The organism is Legionella sp. (genome assembly GCF_049790535.1).
GTDB lineage: Bacteria > Pseudomonadota > Gammaproteobacteria > Legionellales > Legionellaceae > Legionella.
Genome location: NZ_JBAQZB010000081.1, coordinates 1 through 18,319 on the forward strand (window position 1 = coordinate 1; position 18,319 = coordinate 18,319).

The window sequence follows — 18,319 nt, forward strand, 5'->3', positions numbered from 1 at the left end:
CTCCAGAGCAAGCTCCTCAACATCACGATAGCTCAGGGAATAGGCCAGATAACATCTGACCAACAGCAGGATCATATCCTGTTTGAAATGCTTCCATTTGAAACTGAGCATCGTCGAACTCCAAAAATTTGGAAATTTTACCAGCGCCTGAAATTTTCTGCGACAAAACCCCATTTTTAACCCCAACTACAATGGTTTCTATTCTAAACCACTGTCTCATTTTTGGGGTCCACTTCTCAAAAGGGGGGCTATCAAAATATATTGACCCAGTTGGATTTTGGGAAATTCCTTTTCCGGTATCATTGCTCCTGAAAAAAATCATTTACTGATGTTAGTCAAAGGTTGCTTGCAACTAGGTGTGGCACCAGATTGGGATATTTTGCTTAATATTCTTCCGGTTGACTTGCAAGTCAAATCATTGTGAAAACGTCATTAAACTCCAAGATACCCCATAATATATTTAATTTAATTAATCCGAATAAACTTGCATGGAAGGACTTAATGACTTATCTTAGGCAAAGAGGATATCGCCTGTCATTATGCTCCTGAAAATGCATTGTATTCATTAATTACTCTGTATATTACCGATAATGATTGGATGGATGGTTTAAAGAAAATATCTGTAGCAAATAATCAAAATACACTTCATGCGTTTAAAGAAAAGAAAATGAAATTTCCTTTAATAAATCAACACATGTTAACTACTTATTTTAATTATTTAGAGCAAACAGGTTTCTTGAATATGGATGAATATTTTTAGATTAACGTACAATGAAAAAAGCTTTAGAGAATTCGCTGCATTCTCAATTAAAAACATTTCTTTTTTTATCCGAAGACTGCATTATTATTTTGGATAGCAATTATTGTATTATTGATTTCAATGAAGCAACCAAATCCTTTTTGAATTGGAAAGAACATGAAATGATCGGTAAGCCTTTTGCCTTTATCTACAGTGATCATTTCCGTTTCAACAAAATACCCTTTCCTTACTCCAAATACGAAGCAATGCGTCGCGGAGAATGGTCCAATTTTAATTATATAATGTATCGAAATAACACAAAACGGTATATGACCTGGAAATGTGCGGCGCAACCAGATCAATCACTCTTTATTATTTGGGGAAAAGATAATACCGATAAAAAACGATTAGCCTTACAAAACATTACGATTTTTGATCAAATCAAGAAAATTTCTGCCTGTGTTCCCGGGAATTTTTATTGGAAAAATAAGAATGCACAATATTTAGGATGCAATCAAACGCTTTTGCAAACTCTTGGTTTTGCGTCAGTAAATGAACTTGTTGGTAAAACTGATTTTGATCTTTGGTTTGAATACGCCGAATCGTTGAAAAAAAATGATGAACTAGTAATTAAAGAAAAAAAACCTATATTCTTCGAAGAAACGGTGATGCTTAACGGAAAAAAGATGTTTTTTACCGTGATAAAGATGCCTCTTTTAGATGATGAAGGAAATATTATTGGCATTTTAGGTAATTCTTTAGACATTACTGAGCTGAAAAAAGCCCAGGATGATTTGCCTGTGGCTAAAGAAGCTGCTGCGGCAGCCAGTCATGCAAAAACAGAATTTATTGCCAATATGAGTCATGATATTCGCACGCCATTAACTGGTGTTGTTGGGATGTCAAAATTGCTTGAAGATAATGTTCATGATATTAATCAAAAACAATATGCTCATTGGTTAGGGGAAAGTGGCAAGCAACTTTTGCATATGTTAAATGGTATTCTAGACCTAATCTCAGCGGATAATTTAAATGAAAAGGATTTGCATGAAGAACCCTTTAATTTACATGAAGTAATTGATGACATCGTGCAACTTGAACGTCCTTCGATGCTTGTCAAAGGGCTTGAGTTGGTCACAGTTGTGGATAAAGCGATTCCTCCTTGTTTAATTAGCGACATAACAAAAATTCATCGCGTTCTAGTAAATTTACTGGGTAATGCGATTAAATTTACTCAAGAGGGTCGCGTAGGCATTCATGTAAGCCTTCTAGAAAAAAGCAATACACATGTCTTAGTTCATTTCCGTATTACAGATACAGGTATTGGTATTCCTAATGAATTGCAGGCGAAAGTGTTTGACCGTTTCTACCGAATAATTCCCTCAAATAAAGGAACTTACACCGGACATGGAATAGGTCTGCATATTGTTCAATCTTACGTTGAATTATTAGGTGGTGAGATTTCACTTAAAAGTGAATTGGGGCTAGGTACTACCTTTTGTTTTGATCTATCACTAAAAATTGGTGAGGGGACAGTACTTAAGAATTTCCCGACGCGTCCTACTAATCCTTTAATTGATAAAGCACCTGTAAATTACGCTCTCCCTGTGCTTATAGAAAAAAACCATACTTTGGAAAAACCCAAATTATTATTAGTAGAAGATAATAAGATTGCCCTATTCACCCTTGAGAATCTTATCAGCCAATCTCAGTGCCAATTTACAAGTGTCATGGATGGAGAGGCAGCTCTGCAATTAGCACAAACACAATCATTTGATTTAATTATTACGGATCTTGGTTTGCCGGGTTTATCAGGTAGTGATTTAACAAGCAAAATTCGTGCATTTGAAAAAGAAAAAAACAAACCGGCCATTCCCATTATTGGTTTAACCGCTCATTCAGAAGAACGAATAAAAAAAAGTTGTTTGCAGTCAGGTATGAATGAAGTATACACCAAACCAATGACGCTAGAGGTTTTATCAAGAATTAAGAATACTTATTTTATGGCTTTAAATGAGTTTATCCCATTCGCTAAGACAGAAGAGAGCAATTCATCATACTAATTTGCTTGGTCCCGATTTACCCTCCTCTGTGGAAGAGTTATTTTAAATAGATAAGTTTACTTTGTTTGATGGGCAGAGTATTTTGGTTTGCATGGGACGTGATGTTAAGTTACTAAAAAATATATTAATGTTGATTATCGAAAAGGAGACCCCTGCTGATTTACTTGAATTAAAAAAAGCGCACAGTTAAGGTGGTTGGGATATGGTGAAAAAGTTCGCTCATCATATAAAAAGTAGTTATCTCTATTATGGATTATGGCGCGGAAAAATTAGTGTATGCTTGTCAGTATCTGGAGCGTTATCATAAAGCAGGTTATACCCAATTATTGGAACCATTATATCAACAATTAATTGCTGTAATTGAGGAGACCCAAAATAAAGTAAATGAATGGTTGCGAAAAAATTAGGCAGGATAAGAATTTTAGCTTCCTTTGCGGTTTGTGGATCCCTTCTTTTACATTCCTTAAATATTAAGGTTTTGCTACAATGTCTTTGTATTATCAGTTAACTCTAAAGCTCTTTATGTGTTTTTAAATACTTTCTTGCTAATGGCTAAATAGACGCCGGTGGAGACTAAGCTTATTCGCTAAGTCTCTCTTAGTTGCAGGACAGGACACTGGTCCAGCGAAAAGATTATTTGTTAGTAAATTGATTAATAGTTAAGGTTAATCTGTTAACCAGCTCATTAATCTCCTCTTCATTAATGATGAGTGGTGGTAGTAAACGAAGTACAGTATCAGCAGTTACATTAAATATGATGCCGTTAGTAAGTCCTATAAGGCGTATCTCACTAGCTGGCCTGTCCAGTTCTATTCCAATCATAAATCCCTTGCCACGTATAGCTTTAACATGCGGATGCTCTCCAAGGTTCTTGATTAACTTATTCATTAATATAGAGCTGTTTTTGGTTACTTGTTCACAAATTTTATCGCGTTCAATGACCTCTAATACGGTTAAGGCCGTGGCACAAGCTAAAGGATTGCCTCCAAAGGTAGAGCCATGATTGCCAGGCTTAAATAAGTCTTTGGCTCTTTTGCTCATCATGCAAGCACCTATAGGAATGCCATTGCCTAAACCTTTGGCTGTAGTAAGCACATCAGGTTGAATAGCGTAATGCATGGCCGAATAGAGTTTACCTGTGCGGCCATTTCCAGTTTGGATTTCATCTAAAATAAGCATCCAATCATGCTGCTCACAAAGTTTTGCAAGAGCAAAAAGATAGCCTTCTTCTGCAGCATAAATGCCTCCTTCGCCTTGGATGGGTTCAAGCATCACCGCAACAACATCTTCTCGGTTGGCAGCAATAGTATGAATAGCTTCTAAATCATTAAAGGGAGCGCGAATAAAGCCTGGTACTAAAGGTTCAAATCCTGCCTGTACCTTACGGCTACCTGAAGCGGTTAAAGTAGCCATAGTGCGACCATGAAAAGCTCTTTCCATCACTATAATTGAAGGAGTTTCTATCCCTTTTTTATGGCCAAAAAGACGCGTTAACTTAATGGCTGCTTCATTGGCCTCTGCACCGGAATTAGCAAAAAATATTTGCTCCATACCCGCCATGGTCGTCAGTTTTTCTGCCAGTAATTCTTGTTGCTTAATGTGAAAAGTATTGGAGATATGCAAAAGTTTTGCGGCTTGTTCTTGTATGGTTTTTGTCACGTCAGGATGTGCGTAGCCTAATCCACAGACGGCTATCCCGCTTAAGCCATCTAGATATTCGTTTCCCTGATCATCATATAACCAGACACCTTTCCCATGAGTGAATGTTATGGGCATAGGATTATAACTTGTAATTAAAGCCATCATGTGTTCCTTTTACAAAAATCCTCTCTTCTCTATGCAAGCAAGAGGCAACAATGAATTATTGAGCAACTTAATTAAATCATTTAGTGCTTCATGATCAACAGAATTTGTACTTATTTTAAATTGCTGGCTACAAAATCCCAGTGTACTAAAGACCAAAATGCAGTAATGTAATCAGGGCGTGCGTTGCGGTAATCAATATAATATGCATGCTCCCACACATCACACGTTAATAAGGCGGTCAAACCTTCAGTCATTGGGGTGCCTGCATTACTGGTGTTAATGATTTTTAAGGCCCCAGTATTATCTTGTACCAACCATGCCCATCCGGAGCCAAAAGTTGTCGCTGCTGTTTGGGTAAATTGTTCTTTAAACTCATTAAAAGAACCAAAGTGTTTTTTAATCGTATCTGCTAGTTGGCCTGTTGGTTCGCCACCGCCATTTGGGCTAAGACAATGCCAATAAAAGGTATGATTCCAGACCTGTGCTGCATTATTAAAGATACCCCCTTTGGCTTTCTTAATAATTTCTTCAAGTGACATAGATGCAAATTCGGTACCTGGAATTAACTTATTTAAATTGTTAACGTAGGCTTGATGATGTTTTCCATAATGATATTCAAGAGTTTCTCTAGAAATATGTGGTGCTAATGCATCCATAGCATAGGGTAATTTGGGCAATGTAAAGGTCATAATAATCTCCGTAATTAATTTTGTGATAAGTGTAGCAGGATGGATAAGATATTCAATGCAGGTGAACTAAACATTTAAGCTTAAGAATAGCTCTTTAATTTGTCGTCGAGAGTAGGATATACACACAAAATTTATAACAACACGATTGACGGGCCGAGGAGTTACCTTTAAACTAAAGTGTTTATCATTAGAACAAACAAGCTATAAATTGTTTACATTTTAGCGACGTGTTCGTTGGCTAAATTTTATTACCAGGAGTTAGTGCTGCGACTAATTTATAAGTTGCGACCTTAACAGCTTTTCGCCATAATGAGCGTTTTATTTATTATTAAAGGTATAAGAAAGTGGATACTTTAGAACAAATTAAAAAACAAATTGCAGAAAACACCATTCTGCTTTACATGAAAGGCTCTCCCAAAATGCCTCAATGTGGCTTTTCTGCACGTGCTATACAATGCATCGAATCGTGTGGAGTAGATTTTGCTTATGTAGATGTTCTGGCTAATCCTGACATTCGTCAAACATTACCCCAAGTTTTTGATTGGCCTACATTTCCTCAGTTGTATGTAAAAGGGGAGCTGATTGGTGGTTCGGACATCATTGCCGAATTGTTTCAACAAGGTGAATTAGAAACAATGTTGCGCGATGCGGTAGCTGCATAATGGTTGCTTTGCTATATATTGCGCCATATAACGAATAAATAATATGCGCTGGATCATTCTCGCGCTTCACTGGAGATAGAGTAATGACTGTATTAGTTGGACGAAAAGCCCCTGATTTTACCGTGGCTGCGGTGATGAGTGATGGCGAACTGGTTGATAAATTTAATTTGCATGAGCATTTGAAAGGTAAGTATGGATTAGTATTTTTCTATCCTTTAGATTTTACCTTTGTCTGTCCTTCTGAGTTGATTGCTTTAGATCATCGTATGGAGGATTTTAAAAGCCGTAATGTTGAAGTAGTTACTGTTTCTATTGATTCACACTTTACGCATAATGCGTACAGAAATACACCGGTGAACAAAGGCGGTATTGGTTCGGTGGGATATACCATGGCGGCAGATATGATTCATAGTATTTGTCAGGCTTATGGTGTAGAACATCCAGCGGCTGGTGTAGCACTTCGTGGTGCTTTTATCATTGATACTAAAGGTATGGTTCGTTCTCAGATTGTTAATGATTTGCCTATTGGTCGAAACATTGATGAGATCTTAAGAACTATTGATGCCGTTCAATTTTTTGAAGAAAAGGGTGAAGTGTGCCCCGCTGGCTGGAGCAAAGGTAAAACAGGCATGCAACCGTCTTTAACAGGTGTTGTTGAATATCTAGCAGAAAATTCCAGCGATCTATAATTTTCCTCTCATCGATTAAGCGCTGTTGCTCAATCGATGAGTTCATATCATTGGATACTATTTGTCATTCATCATGCGCCATTTATTCGTCATCTGACAAAACAAATCGGCAGTGATTTCTGCATCATAAATAGCTGAATGTGCTTCTCGAGTATCAAAGGCAATCCCTGCAGCATGTGCTGTTTTTGCTAATACGGTTTGCCCATAAATAAAACCACCTAATGTTGCGGTATCAAAACAGGTGAATGCATGAAATGGTGATTTTACTTTCGTTCTTTTTATTGCTTCTTTTATAAATAATAAATCAAACCACGCATTATGGCCTACTAAGACAGCACGTTGACAACGCGTTTTTTTAAGAGCTGTAAAAATAGGCTTAAATAGGCATTCTAAAGCAATTTTTTCATCTACAGCAAAGCGCAGAGGTTGAAAGGGGTCGATCTGATTGAATTCTAATGATTTTGGGTCTAACTCTGCTCCTGAAAAAGGTAAAATATGTTCAAAATAACTTTTGCTGCGATGCATATGACCTCGCTCATCCATCATGAGGATTACCACACACATTTCTAATAATGCATTTTTTTGTGGATCAATCCCCGTAGTCTCTACATCAACGACTACAGGTAAAAATCCTCGAAATCGTTCGTTCATGTTACTACTTAATACATTATCATTTTGGGACATTTATACTCCATTGAATAGTTTCACCTGCCGCCATAGGCACAACCTGATCAGCACCTAAAGGTAGGTGGTCAGGAATGGTTTGTGGGGATCTAATTAATTCAATTTGTTCTTGATTAAGAGGCAGTTGATAAAATTCTGCACCAAAATGTCCCATAAACTGATCCAGTTTCTCTAATTGATTTAATTGATCAAATACTTGAGTATAAAGCGCCAAAGCAAAAGGAGCTGAATAGATTCCTGCACAGCCACAAACATTTTCTTTACTGTTAATGCTGTGTGGTGCACTGTCTGTACCAGCAAAAAATTTAGGATTTCCGCTACATACTGCATGTTGTAAGGCTTTTTGATCGTGTGCATGTTTTAAAATGGGCAAACAGTAATAATGAGGTCTAATGCCACCGGCAAGTAATTTATTACGATTATACAGCAGATGATGTGGCGTAATGGTCGCTGCCACTGTTGCTGGAGCAGCGGTTATATAATCTACGGCTGCTTTAGAGGAAATATGCTCAAGAACAATACGTAATTTTGGGAAGTTAGCTACTAAGGGCTTTAAACATTCTTCAATAAATAAGTGCTCTCGCTCAAAAATATCGCTGTGTGTGACTTCTCCATGAATTTGCAATACTAAATTATTATGTTGTAACACCTCGAGTAGAGGATAAAGCTCAGTTAATGATTTAGCTCCTGCTTCGGAGTTAGTTGTTGCCCCTGCGGGATAAAGTTTCGCACCTAAAATGTAGGGAGTAGTTGTTGCGTACTCTAACTCAGTAGCAGTAACAGAATTATTTAGATAAAAGGTCATATAAGGAAAAAAGTTGTTTTCTTTTGGCAATGCAGCAAGAATTCTTTGTCTATATGTGCTAATTAACGATAAATTAGTTAATGGTGGTTTTAGATTAGGCATAACTAATGCACGCGCAAAATGTGTGGCACTGGCTTTTGCTGTGTGTTGAAGCATGTCATTGTCTCTCAAATGGACATGCCAATCATCAGGTTTACGGATAATGAGTGATTTAATCATTGCACAATTTTTAAATCATTGTCGATGCTCAAGAATAGCATGAATTAGGCCTTGAGGATTATTAAAAATGGAATTCTAATGCAATGGATACATATTTTTTTAAAATGTAGTACGGCTAGGGTGGTCGCAAAAGTAAAATTGCCATTAGTATGTATAAAAAATATTATTACTGAATAAAAAATATATCTATATGAAAAATATTACATTTTTTTTCATTACTTCTCTTGATTTATTTTTATTCGCAGCCATACTCATGGTGTTGCATGCTTCAAACCAAAGCGACGAAAGCATGCTGCTGGTAACTTTTGAGCTTAAGTTATCAATAAAAAATGCGAACCTAATAATAAAAAATAGATGGAGACTTAGCATGTTTAGTTTGAAAAAAACAACAGCAGCAGTACTCGCTTTAGGGGGAAGTGCGGTATTTGCAGGTACTATGGGGCCTGTTTGCACTCCTGGAAATGTAACTGTTCCTTGTGAACACACAGCATGGAACATTGGTGGACAAGCAATCGATTTACAAATAGTAAATAATAGCGATTTTGCAGCGACCACTAACTTCAGAGACCATAGTAGATGGAGTTGGGGTTTTCAATTAGAAGCTTCTTACCATTTCAGCACTGGTAATGACATCAATATTAACTGGTACCATCTTGATACAGGTACTCATTATTTTGCTGCTACTGATGGTGTAGTGGGTGTAGTAGGTGGTGTAAACCATAAATGGGACGCGGTGAACGGTGAATTAGGTCAATTTATTGATTTCAGCGCGACTCAGAGAATGCGTTTGCATGGTGGATTCCAATTCGCACGTATCAAAACTGCGCGAGGTGCTGTTATAGGTGATCCTGGTGTCTTTGAAGCAGGGATTGGCGAAAGAAATCAATACAATGGATTTGGTCCACGTACTGGTATTGACATGAACTATGGATTTGTTAATGGCTTTGGTATTTATGCTAAAGCGGCTACTGCTCTGTTAGTAGGTACTGCCAAGTTTAATGGTGCAGCTGTTATTGTAGATCCTCCGTTCTCTGACTCCATTGCTCTTCATGGTTCAAGAACTGCTATTGTTCCAGAACTGGAAGCCAAATTAGGTGCTACTTATAATTATGCAATGGCGCAAGGCGAGTTAACACTGGATGGTGGTTACATGTGGTTTAACTACTTTAATGCAGTACATTCAGCAGGTCACATTGGTGAGTCAAACGCCCGTGATTTTGGTGCCTCAGGTCCTTACGTTGGTTTGAAATATGTGGGTAATGTTTAATTAATTTCCACATAATTTGCTTAATCTCCTTACTCACCTCATTTACTCTGCAAGTAAATGGGGTGAACATTTAAAATTTCTTTGAACTTAATCTAAAAGCGATTCATTTAAACTATGATTATACTTTGAAAGGAATCAATACCAGCAAGTTTGTCTATAAAAAAAATTCTTCATACAAAATATTCAGATTTTTTTATTAATTTCCTTGACTTATTTTCTTCCGGTCGAGATACTGCTCTTCTTTTCATGCTTTGCACCAACTATGATGTAAGCATGTTTTGTTAATAACCTACATGTTTATATTTGTTATTAACAAAATAGGAACTTAATAATAACTTATACGGAGACTTCGCATGTTTAGTTTGAAAAAAACAACAGCAGCAGTACTCGCTTTAAGCAGCAGCGCAGTATTTGCAGGTACTATGGGCCCAATTTGTTCCCCAGGTAGTGTGACAGTTCCTTGTGAACACATGGCTTGGGACTTTGGCGGACAAGCAATCTATCTACAAATAATAAATAATAGTGATTTTGCGTTTTCTAATGAATCTCGTGATAACAGTAAATGGAACTGGGGCTTTCAATTAGAAGCTTCTTACCATTTCAACACGGGTAATGACATCAATATTAATTGGTACCATATTGATACAAGTACTCAGTTTTTCGCTGTGACCGATGAGGTAATAGGTTTAGGTTTACTTGGTGGAATAAACCACAAATGGGATGCTGTGAATGGTGAATTAGGTCAATTTATTGATTTCAGCCCGACCCAAAAAATGCGTTTGCATGGTGGTTTCCAATACGCGCGTATTAAAACTAACCGAGCTGTTATTGCTGCAGATCCTTTAGTCTTTGTAGATCAAATTGAACAAAGAAATCAATACAATGGATTTGGTCCACGTACTGGTATTGACATGAGTTATGGATTTGTTAATGGCTTTAATATATATGCTAAAGCAGCTACAGCCTTATTAGTAGGTACTGCCAAATTTAACGGTTCCGGAATTTCTCTTTTAGGTTTTGGTCCCATTGCTGTTTCTGGTTCAAAAACTACCATTGTCCCAGAACTGGAAGCGAAATTAGGCGCTAATTACACTTATGCAATGGCACAAGGCGAGCTAACTTTAGATGGCGGTTATATGTGGTTTAACTACTTTAATGCCGTACGCACAACACCACACATTGGTGGTGAGTTAAACTCAAATGATTTTGGTGCTTCAGGTCCTTATGTTGGTTTAAAATATGTGGGTAACGTTTAATTAATTTTCACATAATTTGCGTAATCTACCGTTTAATCACCCTATTTTTATTTGATGAAAATGGGGTGATTTTCCGCATTCTTCACTCCTCAAAAATATCCTAATAAAATAGTCCCATGTTGTTGACTTTAGCAAACTTGGTCTGGATAATTTAGCTGCGTACGTTTCTCAACTTGGCGCGGAGACGCGTGCCGTTACTAACGCTAATGGTTATTTAGAATTAGTGACCAACGGAAATTATAATAAAAAAGTGGAGATAAGCATGTTAAATTTGAAAAGCACAGCGGTGGCTGTCCTTGCTTTAGGTAGCAGTTCGCTATTTGCTGGTGCAATGGGGCCTGTTTGCACGCCAGGTAATGTCAGTGTTCCTTGCGAAAAAATGGCATGGGATATTGGCGGACAGGCCCTTTATTTGCAAACAACTATAAACACTGGTTTTTCTTACTCCCTAAGTCCTTATAATATCACTGATAATGATTTAAATGGTCAGTGGGGTTGGGGCTTTCAAATTGAAGGCTCTTACCATTTTAATACAGGTAATGATTTTAACATTAGCTGGTATCATCTTGATTCAAACAACCACTCAATTGCAGTAGATCCTTTAGCATCTAGTTCTACTGGGATTTTAGGCCAAGGCAAAATAAGATGGGATGCTGTTAATGGAGAATTTGCTCAATTTGTTAACTTTAGTGCGAACGAGAAAATGCGTTTCCACGGTGGTTTCCAGTATGCACGTGTTAAACCCACAGCAAATCTTGCTATAGAGGAGCCCTTCATAGGCGTTGTCGGTTATCCATTAACTTCCGAATACAATGGTTTTGGTCCTCGTAGTGGCTTGGATATGAACTACGTGTTTGATAATGGCTTTGACATTTATGCTAAAGCAGCTGCGGCTGTATTAGTTGGAACAGCCAAGTTCAATAATGGTGGAATTAGTACGTTAACCGGTTTTTCTACTACCGTACTTCATGGTTCTAGAACCGCGATTACTCCAGAATTAGAAGCTAAGTTAGGTGTTGATTATACCTACTCAATGACTCAAGGTGCTCTCATTTTGGATGCTGGTTACATGTGGTTTAATTATTTCAGCCCGTTAAACATGGTTGATGCATATGGCAGACTCAGTTCAAGTGACTTTGGTGTTTCTGGCCCTTATGTTGGTCTAAAGTATATTGGCAATGTTTAATTTTATAATTAATTAAGGTTTTATAAAGCCCATCATTTAGCATGATGGGTTTTTTTTTCAAATGGAGTTCTTATGTTAAAGAAAACAACAATTGTTATATTGGGATTTGCGACAAGTGGTTTAGTAACTGCTGGTTCTATGGGGCCTGTTTGTACACCAGGAGATGTTACAGTACCTTGTGAGGCAAGACTTTGGGATTTAGGAGCTGAAGCGCTTTATTTAAGATCCATTTATGGTGCTGATAAAGGTTATCAATTGAAATTTAATCCGGCTTCATTTGGAGTAAGCTCTAGTATTAACGATGTAAAAAATGATTGGAACTGGGGTTATCGGTTAATGGGTTCTTTTCATTACAATACCGGGAATGATGTTACTGTAAATTGGATGCATTTTAGTAGTACTGCACAACAAAATAATATTTTAGCACCTTTGCCAGGAGCTTTTACTTTATTTCTTCCAGCGTATTTTGATAGTAATAACAGACTCGATCAGGTCAATATAGTTATAGGGCAACATATAGATTTGGGTATGAGCGATAAAATGCGTTTGTATGGAGGATTGCAATATGCAAATATTCAATCAATGGCGCAAACTTACATAACCGATTTTATAGTAGAAGAATTAGCTGGTTCACCGATTAATATATTTAACAATACAGACTATAAGGGGATTGGGCCAACTATTGGTATTGATTATTCTTACGACTTGATGAATGGATTAAGTCTAACTGCTAATGGTTCTGGTTCGATCTTATACGGAACTACTCGTTACCATGAAGGCTATGTACTAACAGATTTTAACGTTATTGAAGCGCAAGTCTATGCGCGGAAAAACACAATCGTGCCGAGCCTAGAAGCGAAGCTTGGGATGAATTATGCGTATAATTTTCCCCAAGCTACTGTAAATATTAATGCGGGCTACCAGGTAGTTAACTATTTTAATCCTCTGAGTACGCAAACATTCCAAATTACAACAAATCCCCGCATCGCTTCAGTAAATTATGGACTTTTTGGTCCCTACTTTGGTATGAAGTTTGTGGGTAATGCATAATTAGCATCATCACATTTTTTTATCCTCTTAAGCCATTCTCAGGTTAATGCCCGAAAAGGCTAAAAATACGGGCATTAATTTAACGTCAATTATGGATAAAAAGAAATAAGTTATTGAAAATATTGAATAAAAAGAAGGTGCTTGATAAATTTCGGCTTTTTTCACCCGGCAAGGTAGAAAGGAGTCAAAATGTTACTAGCACCTATCGTTGAAATTTTCTGTAATATTGATGATTTTTGCAATAATTATTGCGTATTCCACTGATGCCGATCACAAATTCCATTCCATCGCGATCAACGATTCCATTTGATGCCGATCACAGATTCCACTCGATGGCGATCAAACCGGAGCAAAGCGACGCTGTTTTTAGTTTATGACTTATCCTCCAGATTTTCCAATTTTGTAGTTGATTTTTTTCGCATTGACTCACCTTTCATATCAATTCGATGAGAGTTATGAATAAGTCTATCCAAAATAGCATCACCTAATGTCTGATCACCAATAGCTTCATGCCAGAGTTTAATGGGTAGTTGGCTGGTAACAATAGTTGAAGACTGATTGTGTCTGTCGTCCATAATTTCAAGTAAATCACGGCGTTGCTCATTATTCATCGGAGCCAAGCCCCAGTCATCTAAAATAAGAAGCTGGATTTTTTCTAATGAAGCAAGTAATTTGGGATAACTCCCATCACCTCTGGCTAATTCAAGTGCCTGAAATAGCCTTGGTAAACGTAAATAACGTGCCGTAAAATGATTACGACATGCTGAATTAGCTAGAGCACAGGAAAGCCACGTTTTACCAGTACCCGTAGGACCCGTAATCAGTAGATTTTGTTTTCGCCCAACCCAAGAGCAATCAGCAAGTTGCTTAATTACCGCCCTTGAGATACCCCTTGAAACCGAGTAATCAATATCCTCTATACATGCATTGGCTTTGAGCCTGGCTTGCCGTAATCGAGTGATTAACTTGCGATTTTCACGTGTAATACATTCTCGCTCCACCAATAAACTAAATCGTTCATCAAAAGATAACTGATGAATATCAGATTGCTGCATCTGCTCTTGCAATGCTTCAATCATACCGTGGCAATGTAATTCTCTTAACTGTTCAAACAATGGCTGTGTTAACATAGCGATGTCTCCTTGAGTGTATTAATGATAGTAATTTGCACCACGAACATTATCATGGTGATTGGTTATATCAGCAGCCGCACTCGTGCTGGCAGGCTTTGATAGCGGCTGCTTATCCAGCCCATTTTTTAAAATGGACTCAATATTTTTATATCGAATTGCACCAATATGAAGTGCTCTAATTGCTGCGTTCTCTAAACGCTCTTTCCCATATTTTTTACTCAGGCGAAGAATGCCAAGACATGCGCGATAACCTTGTTGGGGTATTTTATGTAACCCAATGACCTCATTAATTAATTGGGCTGTATGTGGACCAATACTTTGTGCCCATCGATGTAATCGTTCTGGTGTCCATGTGACATAATCCTGATGGGCTTTAGGCATATGTTCATTCTGCGTGGTATGGCCTGGCTTAAATGAACGTTGATGCAGCGCAATGCGTTTGTTATTTAGAAAACATTCAATCGTTCGGTCGCCGATTCGAACATCAACGAGCTCTCCAAGATAACGCCATGGAATACTGTAATGATGTTTTTCAATGGTCACATGATAATCAATACCGGCTTTAGCACGTTTCCAATAAGCAAATTGATAACGATGAATAGGCAATGGTTTTAATGCCGGTCTGTCAAGTTCTAGAAATTGAGAATAACGAGAGCCGACTAACTGTTGAAATGGACGCTCATTATAAGTTTGTAATAAGGGTACAATCGCTGCATTAATCTCAGAAATACTAAAGAAGGTGCAATCCCGAAGCGGGGCCAAAATCCAGCGCTGGATACCTTGTACACCCACTTCAACTTTAGCTTTATCTTTTGGAGAGCGTACTCTGGCAGGAATAACAGCAACATTATAATAGTTGGCCATTTCCTGATAAGTGATGTTTGTATCTGGATCATAAAGGTGAGGCTGTGTCACTCCTGACTTGAGATTGTCAGGAACAATACATGTGGTGATCCCACCAAAAAATTCGAATGTCCTGATATGTGCACCTATCCAATGGCGTAGGCTCTGGCTTTCTGCTGCCTCAACAAAAGTATAGTTTGATGCACCAAGCACTGCGACAAAAATCTCTGCCTTATTGATCACACCTGTTTCTTTATCAATCCACGGAACAGTTAGTCCAGAATAATCCACGAATAATTTTTCACCGGCATGATGGGTAATGCGCATGCTTGGATTGAGTGTGCCTGAAAAATCTCGATACATCTCACAAAAACGACTATACCTGTATCCATCAGGGTATTGGCTGCGATACTCATACCAGAGTAACAATAATGTTACTCCTTTGCGTTTTAGCTCTCGATGAACCCATGATAAATCAGGAATAGGTCGATTAAGTTTCTTTGGATTAGACTCTTGTGGAAATAAGCGAGCATAAAGTTCAGCATCACTCATCGTTTCAGGTAAGGGCCAAGTTACATCAAACATTTTCGCACGTGATAAATAAATGCTCACAGTACTAGCACTAATATCAACGCTGCTTGCAATTTTTCTATTGTTCAAGCCACTTTCATATCGCAGCCTTAAAACCTCTCGTATTTTACGCATCGATAGCTTCTCCGTTGGCATTTCTACTTTCCTTCTGTTTGTACCAAACAAAAGGATAAAACGGTTATCGTGCGTCGCTTAATCTGACTATATTTTGCTCATTCTTGATCGGCTTAAAATGGAATCTTTGATCGACATCAAATGGAATTCGTGATCGACATCACTGGAATCTGTGATCGGGATAGAATGGAATATGCAATAATTATTCGAAAAAAGAAAACCAAAAATATCTTTTCAGTCCCAATAAAAAGACACGTAATCGTGCTACAGCGCTCAGTGAAAGCGAGTTAATTACTATATTAGTTCTATTCCATTTAAGTCATTACCGGACATTTAAAGATTTTTACATCAGTTGTATTTTAGAAGATTTATCCACTTATTTTCCCCGAGCAGTAAGCTACCCTCGTTTTGTTGCTCTAACAGGAAGAGTACTTGAAACACTTACTGCTTATGTTTTGTCTCAAGCAGGTGACCAAACCCATTTATATTATGTTGATTCAACAAAACTCGTCGCCTGTCATAATAAACGTATTTCTGGCCATCGGGTATTTAGAGGGATTGCAGAAAGAGGCTACTCTTCGGTGGGTTATTTTTTTGGCTTTAAATTACATATAGCCATTAACCATCGAGGGGAGTTAATCAGTTTTTGTCTTACAAGAGGCAATGCGAGTGATTTGAGTGTCTTATCTAAACTCACTAAAGGACTCACAGGGCTATTGGCTGGAGATAAAGGGTATGTCAGTAAAAAACATGAAGAAGAACTTCAAAAACAAAATTTAAAATTGATAACCAAGCTCAAAAAAAATATGAAAAAAAGAATAAGAACGGCCTTTGAAAAGTTTTTCCTTGCCCAAAGAAATCTAATAGAAACAGTGATTGAACAACTAAAATCCATTTGCCATATTGAACACTCGCGCCATCGTAGCCCTCTTAATTTTCTAGTCAATCTTGTCGGAGGGCTTGCGGCTTACTCTATTAAACCGCGAAAACCCTCCATCAAAACAACTAAATTACCTCCATCGTTGAATAAGGCGCTTATCCATAATTGACGTTAATTTAAGAAATTGTATTGTTCCCGCGAAAGCGGGGACAATTTCTTGAATTACATAAGAAAAGTTTTCTTTCATGCGCTTGCAACAAGCACTTTGGTTATCACCTCTTCAATTTAATTTCAATTTAACTCTAGCCACTAATAAATTGCCGCGATATACTTTGCAGCCAACCCGCAGCAAGTAAAAATAATAAACAGGAGTAGCCTCATGAAATTTAAAAAAATTGTATTGGCCTTAGTCTGTTTGTCATCGCAACTCTATGCTCAAGAGGCTCAACAAATACAACGTAAAATAGAACATTTACAAAAGCAAACACAGAGATTGCAATCACAATTAATGGCACTAGAGAAACGACTAAGTATTTTTAAAGCAAAACCCGTAACTAAAAAAGAACAGCCGATTGCTAAAAAACAAACGGTGAATTCTGTAGTTAAACAGCCGGCAAAGTATGAAAATAACATGGTTAAATACCACGCATCTACCCTAACGGTACATGCTCCTGATGAGCATCCAGAGTCTATAGGATTCTATCCTACAGCTTTGGTCGCAGAAAATCGGGTAGTCACGTACATTGCTGGCACACCCGTTGTGACTTCTCCTTATTTAGGAGCTAGACCAGCATTTGATGGATCAGATTACATTGTTAATATTTCCAGTATTAACCGCGATATTCGTCTCATGCAACAACGACGACAATTGTATGATGCCTATAAAAGCATCGGTTATCCAATTCCCAAAAGACCTATTATTGCACTCAGTGGTAAAACAGAACCTGCAGGCATGATTAATAGTACCTACATTGGTAATACAGGCGCTGATTTGACTTTAGCTTCCAATGAATTAGATGTTGCTGCTGCATTAAACCAAAATGTAGAAGGCTATCTATCAATTTCCTACGATGAAAGCCCTCCAACAGTAGGACCACGAGTCGCTAACTCCAAATTCCGTTTAAACTTGGGATTTGTGAATATAGGCAATTTGGATAGGTCTCCAATTTATTTTACTGCTGGTCAATTATACGTACCTTTTGGACGGTATGCCAGCTCAATGATTAGTCCGCCCTTAACTCTGAATTTGGCACGTATCAAAACACGACCCTTTATTTTAGGTTATAAATCTCAAGAATCTACAGGTCCATTTGTAGCGACCTACATTTATAGAAGTGATACTAGTTTGGGTAAATCAGGCGTTGGGGGAACAAACGTGGGCTATTCCTTTATTTATGAGGGGATGACTGGAGAAGCAGGTCTAAGTTATATAAGTTCAATCGCTGATTCATCAGGATTGCAAATTACGGCTGCAAATCCAGGAACCTTTGAAGGGTTCAGCTCCTTACTGCATGGAAATGAAGCAGTGCGAAAAATCCAAGCTATGGATGTCTATGGTACTGTATCTTATGGACGTTTTAACGTTGCAGCTGAGTGGGTTGGTGCGATAGAATCATTTAGAATTCAGGATTTAAGTTTTAATG

General features: G+C 37.7%; 17 protein-coding genes. 11 read left to right on the forward strand and 6 right to left on the reverse strand.

What is annotated here, in order from left to right:
- The first annotated feature begins 556 nt into the window (after positions 1–556).
- The 3 genes from WA877_RS04585 to WA877_RS04595 all read left to right on the forward strand — a co-directional run bounded on the left by WA877_RS04585 (position 557) and on the right by WA877_RS04595 (position 3,209).
- Positions 557–760 carry a hypothetical protein gene (locus WA877_RS04585; protein ID WP_425169757.1) on the forward strand — a complete coding sequence of 68 codons (204 nt, stop codon included), beginning with the start codon at positions 557–559 and terminating at the stop codon, positions 758–760.
- Between the two features lie 11 nt (positions 761–771).
- The gene (locus tag WA877_RS04590; protein ID WP_425169758.1) at positions 772–2,802 is read left to right on the forward strand and encodes an ATP-binding protein; all 2,031 of its coding nucleotides are present in this window, start codon (positions 772–774) and stop codon (positions 2,800–2,802) included.
- A gap of 248 nt (positions 2,803–3,050) precedes the next feature.
- Positions 3,051–3,209 carry a hypothetical protein gene (locus WA877_RS04595; protein ID WP_425169759.1) on the forward strand — a complete coding sequence of 53 codons (159 nt, stop codon included), beginning with the start codon at positions 3,051–3,053 and terminating at the stop codon, positions 3,207–3,209.
- A gap of 226 nt (positions 3,210–3,435) precedes the next feature.
- On the opposite strand, the gene WA877_RS04600 is transcribed toward WA877_RS04595, so the two are convergent.
- Together WA877_RS04600 and sodB are read right to left on the reverse strand one after the other, a co-directional pair.
- Positions 3,436–4,605 carry an aspartate aminotransferase family protein gene (locus tag WA877_RS04600; protein WP_425169760.1) on the reverse strand — a complete coding sequence of 390 codons (1,170 nt, stop codon included), beginning with the start codon at positions 4,603–4,605 and terminating at the stop codon, positions 3,436–3,438.
- 113 nt (positions 4,606–4,718) lie between these two features.
- The gene (sodB, locus tag WA877_RS04605; protein WP_425169761.1) at positions 4,719–5,297 is read right to left on the reverse strand and encodes a superoxide dismutase [Fe]; all 579 of its coding nucleotides are present in this window, start codon (positions 5,295–5,297) and stop codon (positions 4,719–4,721) included.
- A 344-nt stretch (positions 5,298–5,641) separates the two neighbouring features.
- Here sodB and grxD point away from each other — a divergent pair, with 344 nt between their 5' ends.
- Positions 5,642–5,959 (forward strand): Grx4 family monothiol glutaredoxin, encoded by a 318-nt coding sequence (gene grxD / locus WA877_RS04610; RefSeq protein WP_425169762.1) that lies wholly within the window; start codon positions 5,642–5,644, stop codon positions 5,957–5,959.
- 83 nt (positions 5,960–6,042) lie between these two features.
- Positions 6,043–6,648 (forward strand): peroxiredoxin, encoded by a 606-nt coding sequence (locus tag WA877_RS04615; RefSeq protein ID WP_425169763.1) that lies wholly within the window; start codon positions 6,043–6,045, stop codon positions 6,646–6,648.
- Positions 6,649–6,705: 57 nt separating this feature from the next.
- Here WA877_RS04615 and rnt read toward each other — a convergent pair whose 3' ends face one another.
- On the reverse strand, positions 6,706–7,332 hold the full coding sequence (gene rnt, locus WA877_RS04620; protein WP_425169764.1) for a ribonuclease T: 627 nt from the start codon (positions 7,330–7,332) through the stop codon (positions 6,706–6,708).
- Entirely contained in the window at positions 7,319–8,353 is a 1,035-nt protein-coding gene (pyrC, locus tag WA877_RS04625) for a dihydroorotase (RefSeq protein WP_425169772.1), read from the reverse strand. Before pyrC ends, rnt begins: the two co-directional genes overlap by 14 nt.
- 370 nt (positions 8,354–8,723) lie before the next feature.
- Between pyrC and WA877_RS04630 the strand changes: the two genes are divergently transcribed.
- The 4 genes from WA877_RS04630 to WA877_RS04645 all read left to right on the forward strand — a co-directional run bounded on the left by WA877_RS04630 (position 8,724) and on the right by WA877_RS04645 (position 13,115).
- Positions 8,724–9,623 carry an Lpg1974 family pore-forming outer membrane protein gene (locus tag WA877_RS04630; protein WP_425169765.1) on the forward strand — a complete coding sequence of 300 codons (900 nt, stop codon included), beginning with the start codon at positions 8,724–8,726 and terminating at the stop codon, positions 9,621–9,623.
- Between the two features lie 353 nt (positions 9,624–9,976).
- Positions 9,977–10,879 carry an Lpg1974 family pore-forming outer membrane protein gene (locus tag WA877_RS04635; protein WP_425169766.1) on the forward strand — a complete coding sequence of 301 codons (903 nt, stop codon included), beginning with the start codon at positions 9,977–9,979 and terminating at the stop codon, positions 10,877–10,879.
- Between the two features lie 262 nt (positions 10,880–11,141).
- On the forward strand, positions 11,142–12,065 hold the full coding sequence (locus tag WA877_RS04640) for an Lpg1974 family pore-forming outer membrane protein (RefSeq protein ID WP_425169767.1): 924 nt from the start codon (positions 11,142–11,144) through the stop codon (positions 12,063–12,065).
- A gap of 72 nt (positions 12,066–12,137) precedes the next feature.
- Positions 12,138–13,115: an Lpg1974 family pore-forming outer membrane protein gene (locus tag WA877_RS04645; RefSeq protein WP_425169768.1), complete on the forward strand. Its 978-nt coding sequence runs from the start codon at positions 12,138–12,140 to the stop codon at positions 13,113–13,115.
- Between the two features lie 371 nt (positions 13,116–13,486).
- On the opposite strand, the gene istB is transcribed toward WA877_RS04645, so the two are convergent.
- A complete protein-coding gene (gene istB / locus WA877_RS04650; protein WP_425169769.1) occupies positions 13,487–14,245 on the reverse strand; it encodes an IS21-like element helper ATPase IstB in 759 nt (252 codons plus the stop codon).
- 21 nt (positions 14,246–14,266) lie between these two features.
- Complete coding sequence (istA, locus tag WA877_RS04655) at positions 14,267–15,817, reverse strand: IS21 family transposase (protein WP_425169770.1); 1,551 nt, start codon at positions 15,815–15,817, stop codon at positions 14,267–14,269.
- 170 nt (positions 15,818–15,987) lie between these two features.
- Here istA and WA877_RS04660 point away from each other — a divergent pair, with 170 nt between their 5' ends.
- Together WA877_RS04660 and WA877_RS04665 are read left to right on the forward strand one after the other, a co-directional pair.
- Entirely contained in the window at positions 15,988–16,845 is an 858-nt protein-coding gene (locus WA877_RS04660) for an IS982 family transposase (RefSeq protein ID WP_425169773.1), read from the forward strand.
- A 210-nt stretch (positions 16,846–17,055) separates the two neighbouring features.
- On the forward strand, positions 17,056–18,319 hold a 1,264-nt coding region (locus tag WA877_RS04665), incomplete at its 3' end, for an LbtU family siderophore porin (RefSeq protein WP_425169771.1).

Bases quoted from the DNA above. Each gene is read 5' to 3' on its own strand.
- WA877_RS04590 (WP_425169758.1), top strand. From the start codon at position 772: ATGAAAAAAGCTTTAGAGAATTCGCTGCATTCTCAATTAAAAACATTT.
- WA877_RS04595 (WP_425169759.1), top strand. From the start codon at position 3,051: ATGGATTATGGCGCGGAAAAATTAGTGTATGCTTGTCAGTATCTGGAG.
- WA877_RS04600 (WP_425169760.1), bottom strand. From the start codon at position 4,605: ATGGCTTTAATTACAAGTTATAATCCTATGCCCATAACATTCACTCAT.
- sodB (WP_425169761.1), bottom strand. From the start codon at position 5,297: ATGACCTTTACATTGCCCAAATTACCCTATGCTATGGATGCATTAGCA.
- WA877_RS04615 (WP_425169763.1), top strand. From the start codon at position 6,043: ATGACTGTATTAGTTGGACGAAAAGCCCCTGATTTTACCGTGGCTGCG.
- rnt (WP_425169764.1), bottom strand. From the start codon at position 7,332: ATGTCCCAAAATGATAATGTATTAAGTAGTAACATGAACGAACGATTT.
- WA877_RS04630 (WP_425169765.1), top strand. From the start codon at position 8,724: ATGTTTAGTTTGAAAAAAACAACAGCAGCAGTACTCGCTTTAGGGGGA.
- WA877_RS04635 (WP_425169766.1), top strand. From the start codon at position 9,977: ATGTTTAGTTTGAAAAAAACAACAGCAGCAGTACTCGCTTTAAGCAGC.
- WA877_RS04640 (WP_425169767.1), top strand. From the start codon at position 11,142: ATGTTAAATTTGAAAAGCACAGCGGTGGCTGTCCTTGCTTTAGGTAGC.
- WA877_RS04645 (WP_425169768.1), top strand. From the start codon at position 12,138: ATGTTAAAGAAAACAACAATTGTTATATTGGGATTTGCGACAAGTGGT.
- istB (WP_425169769.1), bottom strand. From the start codon at position 14,245: ATGTTAACACAGCCATTGTTTGAACAGTTAAGAGAATTACATTGCCAC.
- istA (WP_425169770.1), bottom strand. From the start codon at position 15,817: ATGCCAACGGAGAAGCTATCGATGCGTAAAATACGAGAGGTTTTAAGG.